Source organism: Pantoea sp. DY-15 (assembly GCF_019795935.1).
GTDB lineage: Bacteria > Pseudomonadota > Gammaproteobacteria > Enterobacterales > Enterobacteriaceae > Pantoea > Pantoea leporis.
Genome location: NZ_JAIMIF010000010.1, coordinates 21973 through 32082 on the forward strand (window position 1 = coordinate 21973; position 10110 = coordinate 32082).

Below are 10110 nucleotides of genomic sequence, written 5' to 3' on the forward strand. Positions count from 1 at the left end.
TTCTATCACTCTTAAATCATTTCATCGCCGTTGTTTAGGCAGGGAACCTTCGCAGGAGAGCGATATATTAAGGCGTCGATAGAAAAAGATATTGAAGAGGAATGACGGACAAACAGTGCGAAACGCCATCATTCCCCTGTAGCGCAAAAAGGCTGGTGACCTAAACAGTCACCAGCCATCAGCCTAATGTTACTCAGGCTGCAACCCGAAGGTTGTCTTACTTAACTTCAACTTCAGCGCCAGCTTCTTTCAGAGCAGCTTCAAGAGCGGCTGCGTCATCTTTGCTGATGCCTTCTTTGATAGTACCAGTAGCTTCAACCAAGTCTTTAGCTTCTTTCAAGCCCAGGCCAGTTGCAGTACGTACTGCTTTGATTACTGCGACTTTGTTAGCGCCAACAGCTTTCAGAATTACGTCGAATTCAGTTTTCTCTTCAACAGCTTCAGCTGGGCCAGCAGCAACAGCTACAGCGGCAGCAGCAGAAACGCCGAATTTTTCTTCCATAGCAGAAACCAGCTCAACTACTTCCATTACGGACATAGCGGCAACAGCTTCCAGAATTTGGTCTTTAGTGATAGACATATCGATTGTTCCTAAAAATCAGAAAAAGTTTATACGGTAGCAAGCACGAAGGAAAAGAACTGGGCCTTAAGCCGCTTCTTTTGCATCGCGCACAGCAGCCAGAGTACGAACCAGTTTGCCAGCAGCGGCTTCTTTCATGGTCGACATCAGACGTGCCAGTGCTTCTTCGTAAGTCGGCAGAGTTGCCAGACGGTCAATATTGGCCGCCGTGATCAGCTCACCTTCAAAGGCTGCAGCTTTGACCTCAAATTTTGCATTCGCTTTCGCGAAATCTTTGAACAGACGAGCAGCAGCGCCCGGGTGTTCCAAAGAGTATGCAATCAGGGTCGGACCAACAAACGTGTCTTTCAGGCACTCGAAAGGAGTACCTTCAACGACGCGGCGCAGCAGGGTGTTACGAACAACACGCATGTAAACGCCAGCTTCACGACCTGCTTTACGCAGTTCGGTCATTTTATCAACGGTCACGCCACGGGAATCCGCAACAACCGCTGAAAGCGCGCCTTTGGCTACTTCGCTAACTTCAGCAACAATCGCTTGTTTGCCTTGAAGATTTAATGCCATTAGCTTTTGCTCCTGGATTGACCGGGAATAATTTCCCGGAACTCACTTCACTTATTCACCCGAAGGCGATAAGCGCTATTACACGGTGAGCAGAATCCAGCGAAGAAATAATTCTTTTTGGTTCTGTCACCGTCTACGCAGGATATTAAGCAAGATATCCGAAAATATTCTGCTCCTGCGGTCTCGGACGGAGGCCAGGATAAGGCCTGGCTCCAACCTAAGCGACTGAACAACTAAGTGTTTAGACTTTGTGACTCACTCGCTTTGAATCTGGGTTCTGAATTGCGTATACAACCAGAACAACGGGCGTAAGATTCTAGATGAATTTTTCGCCCGTTACAAGCAGCAATTAGTTTGCTGATGCACTCAGACCAGCCTGGTCAACGGCAACGCCGGCGCCCATGGTGGTAGAGATGCTGACTTTCTTGATGTACACGCCTTTCGCCTGTGATGGTTTAGCTTTTTTCAGCGCAACCAGCAGAGATTCCAGGTTTTCTTTCAATTTGTCAGTGTCAAAATCCACTTTACCGATGGTGGTGTGGATGATGCCGTTTTTGTCATTACGATAACGAACCTGACCTGCTTTAGCATTTTTAACTGCTTCAGCAACGTTAGGCGTTACAGTACCAACTTTCGGGTTTGGCATCAGACCGCGTGGGCCCAGAACCTGGCCCAACTGGCCAACAACGCGCATTGCATCTGGAGATGCGATAACAACGTCAAAGTTCATTTCGCCTTTTTTGATCTGCTCAGCCAGGTCTTCCATACCAACCAGTTCTGCGCCAGCTGCTTTAGCTGCTTCGGCGTTTGCACCTTGGGTGAAGACGGCAACACGTACTGAACGACCAGTACCGTGTGGCAGAACGGTCGCGCCGCGTACGTTCTGATCAGATTTACGTGCATCGATGCCGAGGTTAACAGCAACGTCAACGCTTTCTACGAACTTGGCAGTAGCCAGTTCTTTCAGCAGAGCAACAGCTTCGTTGATGTCGTACTGCTTAGTAGCATCAACTTTGTCACGGATTACGCTCATGCGCTTGGTCAGCTTAGCCATTTCTTAATCCTCTACTACCAGGCCCATGGAACGAGCAGTACCTTCGATAGAGCGAGTCATCGCTTCTACGTCAGAACCAGTCATGTCCGCAGCTTTAGTTTCTGCGATTTCACGTACCTGAGCACGGGAAACTTTACCGACTTTGTCTTTGTTCGGCTTACCAGAACCAGACTTGATGCCCGCTGCTTTTTTCAGCAGTACGGCAGCCGGAGGCGTTTTGGTAACGAAGGTGAAAGAACGGTCACTGTATACGGTGATAACAACAGGAGTAGGCAGGCCTTTCTCCAGGGATTCAGTCTTAGCGTTGAACGCTTTGCAGAATTCCATGATGTTAACACCCTGCTGACCCAGTGCTGGACCAACAGGTGGACTTGGGTTAGCCATACCAGCTGCAACTTGCAACTTAACGTAGGCTTGTACTTTCTTGGCCATGATAATTCCTCAATTGGGTTATAGCGCCTGAAAAACAGGCTCCCCGTGATAACGATTTATATGCCGTTGCCGGCACATAAAAACAAAAGGCGCGAAATTATAGGTAAATTTCGCGCCTTCCGCAAGAGCTAAAAAGTGAACAAAAGGGTTAACCTTTCTCCACCTGAGCGAAGTCGAGTTCCACTGGCGTTGCACGACCAAAGATGGAAACAGACACTTTCAAGCGGCTCTTCTCGTAGTCCACTTCTTCGACCACGCCGTTGAAGTCGGCAAACGGGCCGTCGCTGACGCGTACCATCTCGCCTGGCTCGAACAGCGTTTTTGGACGCGGCTTATCACCCACCTGCTGCAGGCGGTTCATAATCGCATCAACTTCTTTATCACTGATTGGCGCAGGACGGTCAGAAGTACCACCGATAAAGCCCATTACACGCGGTACACTGCGCACTAAGTGCCAGCTGGCATCATTCATTACCATCTGAACCAATACGTAGCCAGGGAAGAATTTACGTTCGCTTTTGCGACGCTGTCCGCCACGGATTTCGACGACTTCTTCAGTCGGCACCATGACTTCGCCAAAAAGCTCTTCCATGTTGTGCAGTTTGATATGCTCGTGCAGCGATTTCGCTACGCGGGCTTCAAAACCGGAGAACGCCTGAACGACGTACCAGCGTTTTTTTGGAGCTTCAGACATCTCAGAACCTCAGGCCAGTGATAAACGATACCAGACGGACCAGAATACCATCCAGCCCCCACAAAATCAGTGACATCACGGCAGTTACCGCGGCAACGATTAACGTGGTGTGCAATGTTTCCTGGCGAGTCGGCCAAATGACCTTACGCATTTCGGTTTTAGCTTCACGGGCAAATGCCACAGTCGCTTTGCCTTTGATTGTCAGCAAAGCAATGCCGCCCGCTGCAGCGATCAGCACAACCACAGCCAGCGCGCGCAGCGGCAGTGTTACATCGCGATAGATATAGTTGCCGACGATTGCTACCAGGAGCAATGCGATCACAACTACCCATTTCATCGCTTCAAGGCCGCGCCCGCTTCCTTGAGCTTCGGTATTCGCACTCATAAACCAACCTGCCACAATAATTCAGAAACTATACTGCCCCGCAGTGCGAGGCATCCAAACCGAATGAGCTTTTGAGCGTAACTCGGTATCCAACGCCGTGAAACAGAGCCTGTCTCAGCAATGATTATGATGCAAAATCACTGATGAGCCAGGTTCTATACAACAGCGTGCAAAAAGGGCATCAAATGATGCCCTTTCCTTGTGCATTGCGTCAAATCTTATCGCAATTAAGCGATAATTGTAGCAACAACACCCGCACCGACGGTACGGCCGCCTTCACGGATAGCGAAGCGCAAGCCTTCATCCATCGCGATTGGGTGGATCAGCTCAACGGTCATCTGAACGTTGTCGCCTGGCATTACCATCTCTACGCCTTCTGGCAGCTCAACGTTGCCGGTCACGTCAGTTGTACGGAAGTAGAACTGTGGACGATAGCCTTTGAAGAACGGAGTATGACGGCCGCCTTCATCTTTAGACAGAACGTAAACTTCTGAAGTGAACTTGGTATGCGGCTTGATTGAAGCCGGCTTAGCCAGAACCTGGCCACGCTGGATGTCTTCACGCTTGATACCACGCAGCAGAACGCCGCAGTTCTCGCCAGCCTGACCCTGGTCCAGCAGTTTGCGGAACATTTCAACGCCAGTACAGGTAGACTTAACAGTCGCCTTGATACCAACGATTTCAACTTCGTCGCCCACTTTAACGATACCGCGCTCAACACGACCGGTAACAACGGTACCACGGCCTGAGATTGAGAATACGTCTTCGATTGGCAGCAGGAACGGCAGGTCGATTGCACGTACTGGCTCTGGGATGTAAGTATCCAGATGCTCAGCCAGCTCAATGATTTTAGCTTCCCACTCAGCTTCGCCTTCCAGCGCTTTCAGAGCAGAACCACGTACGATTGGAGTGTCGTCGCCTGGGAAGTCATAAGCTGACAGCAGGTCACGTACTTCCATCTCAACCAGTTCCAGCAGCTCTTCATCATCAACCATGTCGCACTTGTTCAGGAACACGATGATGTAAGGAACGCCAACCTGACGACCCAGCAGGATGTGCTCACGGGTCTGTGGCATTGGGCCATCAGTCGCAGCAACAACCAGGATCGCGCCATCCATCTGCGCAGCACCGGTGATCATGTTTTTCACATAGTCGGCGTGGCCTGGGCAGTCAACGTGCGCATAGTGGCGAGTCGGGGTTTCATATTCAACGTGAGAAGTGTTGATGGTGATACCACGTGCTTTCTCTTCTGGCGCCTTATCGATCTCATCGAACTTGCTTGCTTTACCGCCGTAGGTTTTAGCCAGTACGGTAGTGATTGCTGCAGTCAGGGTGGTTTTACCGTGGTCGACGTGACCGATGGTGCCCACGTTTACGTGCAGTTTGTTACGCTGAAATTGCTCTTTAGCCATCGCTAGTCCCTCTAAGACACGGATATATCGAAGATATCGTCATATCAACCAGGCAATGCCTGACTGTTTGGTTTACAGAGAGAGAATCAGGAGAGAGATAAAGGAAGTGGTGCTGATACCCAGAGTCGAACTGGGGACCTCACCCTTACCAAGGGTGCGCTCTACCAACTGAGCCATATCAGCACATCTGGAGCGGGCAGCGGGAATCGAACCCGCATCATCAGCTTGGAAGGCTGAGGTAATAGCCATTATACGATGCCCGCATCCTGGAACTCGGCTACCTGTTCTTTCTGTAGCTTATGAATAATAAAAGAAGACCTTCTATTATTCGAGCCGGTCAGAGTTTCTGACCAACTTTGATTGCGCTAATGCGCAATCTGAAATTCGAAGGTGAGAGATGAAGAACTCACCCATCAGATAAAGACTTTATCTGATGCCCAACCAAGAGGTTGAGATGGTGGTGGGAGAAGGATTCGAACCTTCGAAGTCTGTGACGGCAGATTTACAGTCTGCTCCCTTTGGCCGCTCGGGAATCCCACCTACTTGATGGTGCCGGCTACCGGAATCGAACTGGTGACCTACTGATTACAAGTCAGTTGCTCTACCAACTGAGCTAAGCCGGCATCAAGTGGAGCGCATTCTAGGAAGACCCGAAGAAGGATGCAACAAAAAAATCGTCAAAATTGTTCTATCGCTTACTATTTGTGCAAACCATCTCAAATTAGCCATTACCTGCAGTAAAATCATCCAAAATCCGTGCATTTTTACATCACGATATCGATCGATTTGTTATGGATCGCCATCATTTCCAATGCACATTTTTGAAGCACACTGCCTTTCTGCCGTGCAAATTGTAGAAAATTTTTCGTGAAACCATCCGCTTCAGTCGTTTTTTCTGCTGGCCCGCATTTTGCTTATCTATTTAATCGGATCATTAAATGGAGGATGTCGCATGAATATTGTTCAGCTCACTGCCGAAACATTACCCCTTTATCGCCAGGCTTTGGCTACCCTGATGATTGACGCGGTAAAAAACAATATGACTTCGGCATTTCAGCGTTCGCAAGGAATGCAACAGTATCAGGATGCCGAGCGCTATTTTCATAGCTTGCGCAACCAACTGGCACGCCATGAGTTGCTGTTATGGATTGCCGTCATCGACTCGGTTGTGGTGGGAAGCGTGCAGCTCAATATTTGTCAGCGTCCAGATGGACAAAATCGCGCGGAAGTTTTACAGCTGCTTGTACATTCCAGCGCTCAAAGAGAAGGGATTGGACGCAGATTAATGCAGACGCTTGAGCACAAGGCAGAAAGCTATCAGCGTTGGCTACTTTATTTGGATGTCATTGCTGGTTCTAAAGCAGAAAATTTTTACCGGTCACACGGCTACCACTATTTAGGGGAATTGCCCGACTATGCATTATGCGCGGATGGGCATCCTCATCCCGGCGCGATTTACTATAAACGTCTGCGTACCAGCCCAGCAGAAAATGTAGCGACAAGCTACTGACCGATAAGAAAAATGCGGGCACGCTTGCGAAAGCGTGCTCCTGTTTATCATTTTACTTCTTTTTAAAGTCACACTGGTGTTACCCTCCTGCCCATTGTTCTCGTTAATTACCCCTGTGACGTGCAATTGAGTTTGATACATCGTTGTATGCCTAATGCAGCAAGGTGTTGATGAATCAGAATTTGCACTCAGATGCATGCTTATGAGTAAAAAAACGACACCGCTTACTACGCCCTATTTGCAGTTTAATCGCCAACAATGGGCAGCGCTGCGCGATTCAGTACCAATGACGTTGGCTGAAGGTGAAATTGAGCGTCTGCGTGGTATCAATGAAGACCTTTCATTAGAAGAAGTGGCCGAGATTTATCTGCCGCTATCGCGTCTGCTTAATTTCTATATCAGTTCAAATCTGCGTCGTCAGGCAGTGCTTGAGCAATTCCTTGGCACTAATGGGCAGAAAATCCCATATATCATCAGTATTGCCGGCAGCGTTGCGGTAGGAAAAAGCACAACCGCTCGTGTGCTTCAGGCGCTGCTTAGCCGCTGGCCAGAACACCGCAAAGTTGAACTGATCACTACTGATGGTTTTTTGCATCCTAATGCCGTGCTCAAAGAACGCGGATTGATGAAGAAAAAAGGGTTCCCGCAATCTTACGATATGCATCGTCTGGTTAACTTCGTATCTGATTTAAAATCAGGTGCCAACCAGGTGACAGCGCCGGTTTATTCTCATCTGATTTACGATGTCATTCCGGATGGCGATAAAGTCGTACAACAGCCTGATATTCTTATTCTTGAAGGATTGAATGTGCTGCAAAGCGGTATGGACTATCCTCACGATCCTCATCATGTATTTGTGTCTGATTTTGTGGATTTTTCAATTTACGTCGATGCGCCTGAGTCATTACTTGAGAGCTGGTATGTAAATAGATTTTTGAAATTCCGTGAGGGCGCGTTTAGCGATCCGGACTCTTATTTCCATCACTATTCGCAATTACCAGAAGAGGATGCACTCAATATTGCGCGTGGGCTATGGAAAGAGATTAACTGGCTTAATTTAAAGGAAAATATTCTGCCTACACGCGAACGAGCCAGCCTTATTATGACTAAGTCGGCTGATCATGCGGTGCAAAGTGTACGTTTGAGAAAATAGTCTTTTTTAAATAAAATGCCCATAAAAGATTGTGGGCATTTTAATTTTTTACTCATGTGCATTAATTGTCTGGACGCAACGAAATCTCGCCCCCGACCCAGGATTTAACGACTCCATCCTGCTCCAGTAATAAACCGCCCTGCTTATCAATACCTCGCGCAATGCCATATACCTCACGATCACCAATAAGAAGCTTCACTGGGCGATTAATGAAGTTATCAAGGGCTTCCCAGCGTGAAACAAATGGCGCCAAACCATCGCGTTCAAAAATGGGTAATGCTTCACGCAGGCTATTAATCAGCTTCGCAGCTAACTCGTTGCGATCGATATCAACACCCGCTTCCTGAAGATTAATCCAACCCTGATTAATTTCTGCCGTGCCTTCTGAACGCATCAGCAAATTGACGCCAGCACCTATAACGATCTGAGCGGCATCGCCGGTTTTTCCGGTTAACTCAACTAAAATACCAGCAAGTTTACGATCGTTAAGATAGAGATCATTAGGCCATTTAACCCGTACATCCGGTGCACCTAATGACTGAATCACTTCTGCCATGATGATACCAATCACTAGACTCAGGCCCATCGCCGCAGCTGGCCCCTGCTCCAAACGCCAATACATGGACATATACAGGTTGGAGCCAAATGGTGAAAACCACTTACGCCCGCGACGTCCGCGCCCTGCTTGCTGATATTCGGCAATGCATGCGTAGCCAGACGGCAATTGATCCATCCGATTCAGCAAATATTGGTTGGTAGAATCAATAACAGGAATCAACGCCAGATTAGGTTGATGCAGGTGAGACAAAATGACTTCTTCATCCAGTAACTGAATTGGCCCCGGTAAGCTATAGCCTTTACCTGTAACCGTATATACATCCAGACCCCAGCTTTTCAGAGTCTGTATATGTTTATTGATGGCAGCACGGCTCATGCCAAGCGCTTCGCCCAGTTGCTCACCAGAGTGAAATTCACCATCAGCCACCAATGCCACTAACTTTAACGGCACGCTATTATCTTTCATGAAATTACCTCAACGGCGTTACGCTCGCCTCGAGCACCGATAAAGCGCACTTCTGGCTCCAGCCAAACATCAAACTTTTGTCCGACTCTATTCCTAACCTGGTGCGCCAAATCGACAATATCCTGTGGAGTAGCATGATCTTCATTAATCAGTACCAGAGCCTGTTGACGGTGAACTGCGGCGCCACCCACACGGAAGCCTTTAAGACCACATTGGTCGATCAACCAGCCTGCTGCTAATTTCACGTCACCACTGGCCTGTGGATAATGAGGAATGGATGGCCACTGCATAATTAGTGCGTCTGCATGCTCAGCTGTAATCAGCGGGTTTTTGAAGAAACTACCCACATTGCCTGTGATTTTTGGGTCGGGCAGTTTGCTTTGGCGCATATGGCAAATTTCATTGAATACATCCCAGGCACACACTGTTGCTGAGTTTAATTTAGTCAGATCGCCATAAGTTAGAACAGGTTTCCACTGCTTTGCCAAGCGTAATCCCACTGCAACAATGACATAGTCATTCTTCATTGCATGTTTGAAAACACTATCGCGATAGCCAAACTGGCACTCTTCTCGATACAAACGAATTATATTTCGCGTTGGAAGATGTATAGCTTCAACGTAGTGACAGATATCTTTAAATTCGACACCATATGCACCGATATTTTGAATCGGTGCTGAGCCAGCCATACCAGGAATTAGCGCCAGGTTTTCCAGTCCTGTAATACCCTTCTTTAGCGTCTGCTCAACTAAAGCGTGCCAATTTTCGCCGGCACCAACATGTAAATGCCAAGCTTCGTCATTCTCCTCGATAGCTATGCCCTTAATCGCATTAACCACCACCGAGCCGCTAAAATCTTCCAGAAAGAGTACGTTGCTCCCTTCGCCTAATACAATAAAGGGCAGATTTGATTGCTGACTGTCTTTCCAGGCCAAAGTAATAGCGTCAGGCGTTTCAGCGATAGTCAGCGTTTGTGCATTGATCGTAAGACCAAGAGTATTGAAAGCTTCTAGGGATGTATTGGGGCTGGACATTTCACGGCCTTTACTGATTAATCTGGCCGTAGTTTACCTGATCGGCAGGTTGCGAGTTTGATGTTTTCTTATTTCTGGTGAGAAATTGCTAATGTACAGACGTAAAAAAGCCCCGAACTTTCGTTCGGGGCTTCTTCACTGTCTGATGCCTGGCAGTTCCCTACTCTCGCATGGGGAGACCCCACACTACCATCGGCGCTACGGCGTTTCACTTCTGAGTTCGGCATGGGGTCAGGTGGGACCACCGCGCTAAAGCCGCCAGGCAAAT

11 protein-coding genes, 4 tRNA genes and 1 rRNA gene are annotated in these 10110 nt (G+C 48.3%); 2 read left to right on the forward strand and 14 right to left on the reverse strand.

The window, feature by feature from the left end:
* Window positions 1–217: 217 nt before the first annotated feature.
* The 11 genes from rplL to K5Y32_RS24715 form a co-directional block, all read right to left on the reverse strand.
* A complete protein-coding gene (gene rplL / locus K5Y32_RS24665; RefSeq protein WP_101763017.1) occupies window positions 218–580 on the reverse strand; it encodes a 50S ribosomal protein L7/L12 in 363 nt (120 codons plus the stop codon).
* A gap of 66 nt (window positions 581–646) precedes the next feature.
* Complete coding sequence (gene rplJ / locus K5Y32_RS24670) at window positions 647–1144, reverse strand: 50S ribosomal protein L10 (protein ID WP_007886294.1); 498 nt, start codon at window positions 1142–1144, stop codon at window positions 647–649.
* A gap of 349 nt (window positions 1145–1493) precedes the next feature.
* Window positions 1494–2198 carry a 50S ribosomal protein L1 gene (rplA, locus tag K5Y32_RS24675; RefSeq protein WP_007886296.1) on the reverse strand — a complete coding sequence of 235 codons (705 nt, stop codon included), beginning with the start codon at window positions 2196–2198 and terminating at the stop codon, window positions 1494–1496.
* A 3-nt stretch (window positions 2199–2201) separates the two neighbouring features.
* A complete protein-coding gene (gene rplK, locus K5Y32_RS24680; protein WP_007886298.1) occupies window positions 2202–2630 on the reverse strand; it encodes a 50S ribosomal protein L11 in 429 nt (142 codons plus the stop codon).
* A gap of 148 nt (window positions 2631–2778) precedes the next feature.
* Window positions 2779–3324, reverse strand: a complete 546-nt coding sequence (gene nusG, locus K5Y32_RS24685) for a transcription termination/antitermination protein NusG (protein WP_007886300.1) — start codon at window positions 3322–3324, stop codon at window positions 2779–2781.
* A 1-nt stretch (window position 3325) separates the two neighbouring features.
* Complete coding sequence (gene secE, locus K5Y32_RS24690; RefSeq protein WP_064741592.1) at window positions 3326–3709, reverse strand: preprotein translocase subunit SecE; 384 nt, start codon at window positions 3707–3709, stop codon at window positions 3326–3328.
* Window positions 3710–3936: 227 nt separating this feature from the next.
* Window positions 3937–5121 (reverse strand): elongation factor Tu, encoded by a 1185-nt coding sequence (tuf, locus tag K5Y32_RS24695; RefSeq protein ID WP_180822597.1) that lies wholly within the window; start codon window positions 5119–5121, stop codon window positions 3937–3939.
* A 107-nt stretch (window positions 5122–5228) separates the two neighbouring features.
* Window positions 5229–5304 (reverse strand) — tRNA-Thr (locus K5Y32_RS24700).
* 5 nt (window positions 5305–5309) lie between these two features.
* Window positions 5310–5384 (reverse strand) — tRNA-Gly (locus tag K5Y32_RS24705).
* Between the two features lie 192 nt (window positions 5385–5576).
* Window positions 5577–5661 (reverse strand) — tRNA-Tyr (locus tag K5Y32_RS24710).
* A gap of 7 nt (window positions 5662–5668) precedes the next feature.
* A tRNA-Thr gene (locus tag K5Y32_RS24715) sits at window positions 5669–5744 on the reverse strand.
* Between the two features lie 329 nt (window positions 5745–6073).
* Here K5Y32_RS24715 and K5Y32_RS24720 point away from each other — a divergent pair.
* Window positions 6074–6631 carry a GNAT family N-acetyltransferase gene (locus K5Y32_RS24720; RefSeq protein WP_222186136.1) on the forward strand — a complete coding sequence of 186 codons (558 nt, stop codon included), beginning with the start codon at window positions 6074–6076 and terminating at the stop codon, window positions 6629–6631.
* Window positions 6632–6833: 202 nt separating this feature from the next.
* Window positions 6834–7784 carry a type I pantothenate kinase gene (coaA, locus tag K5Y32_RS24725; RefSeq protein WP_176973755.1) on the forward strand — a complete coding sequence of 317 codons (951 nt, stop codon included), beginning with the start codon at window positions 6834–6836 and terminating at the stop codon, window positions 7782–7784.
* A gap of 61 nt (window positions 7785–7845) precedes the next feature.
* Here coaA and birA read toward each other — a convergent pair whose 3' ends face one another.
* The 3 genes from birA to rrf form a co-directional block, all read right to left on the reverse strand.
* Entirely contained in the window at window positions 7846–8808 is a 963-nt protein-coding gene (gene birA / locus K5Y32_RS24730) for a bifunctional biotin--[acetyl-CoA-carboxylase] ligase/biotin operon repressor BirA (protein ID WP_222186137.1), read from the reverse strand.
* Entirely contained in the window at window positions 8805–9842 is a 1038-nt protein-coding gene (murB, locus tag K5Y32_RS24735) for a UDP-N-acetylmuramate dehydrogenase (protein WP_222186138.1), read from the reverse strand. The genes birA and murB overlap by 4 nt, the downstream gene beginning before the upstream one ends.
* 147 nt (window positions 9843–9989) lie before the next feature.
* Window positions 9990–10105: ribosomal RNA gene (gene rrf / locus K5Y32_RS24740) — 5S ribosomal RNA — on the reverse strand.
* Window positions 10106–10110: the final 5 nt, after the last annotated feature.

Excerpts from the sequence above, each read along its gene's own strand:
- rplL (WP_101763017.1), bottom strand. The coding sequence starts at position 580 with ATGTCTATCACTAAAGACCAAATTCTGGAAGCTGTTGCCGCTATGTCC.
- rplJ (WP_007886294.1), bottom strand. The coding sequence starts at position 1,144 with ATGGCATTAAATCTTCAAGGCAAACAAGCGATTGTTGCTGAAGTTAGC.
- rplA (WP_007886296.1), bottom strand. The coding sequence starts at position 2,198 with ATGGCTAAGCTGACCAAGCGCATGAGCGTAATCCGTGACAAAGTTGAT.
- rplK (WP_007886298.1), bottom strand. The coding sequence starts at position 2,630 with ATGGCCAAGAAAGTACAAGCCTACGTTAAGTTGCAAGTTGCAGCTGGT.
- nusG (WP_007886300.1), bottom strand. The coding sequence starts at position 3,324 with ATGTCTGAAGCTCCAAAAAAACGCTGGTACGTCGTTCAGGCGTTCTCC.
- secE (WP_064741592.1), bottom strand. The coding sequence starts at position 3,709 with ATGAGTGCGAATACCGAAGCTCAAGGAAGCGGGCGCGGCCTTGAAGCG.
- tuf (WP_180822597.1), bottom strand. The coding sequence starts at position 5,121 with ATGGCTAAAGAGCAATTTCAGCGTAACAAACTGCACGTAAACGTGGGC.
- K5Y32_RS24720 (WP_222186136.1), top strand. The coding sequence starts at position 6,074 with ATGAATATTGTTCAGCTCACTGCCGAAACATTACCCCTTTATCGCCAG.
- coaA (WP_176973755.1), top strand. The coding sequence starts at position 6,834 with ATGAGTAAAAAAACGACACCGCTTACTACGCCCTATTTGCAGTTTAAT.
- birA (WP_222186137.1), bottom strand. The coding sequence starts at position 8,808 with ATGAAAGATAATAGCGTGCCGTTAAAGTTAGTGGCATTGGTGGCTGAT.
- murB (WP_222186138.1), bottom strand. The coding sequence starts at position 9,842 with ATGTCCAGCCCCAATACATCCCTAGAAGCTTTCAATACTCTTGGTCTT.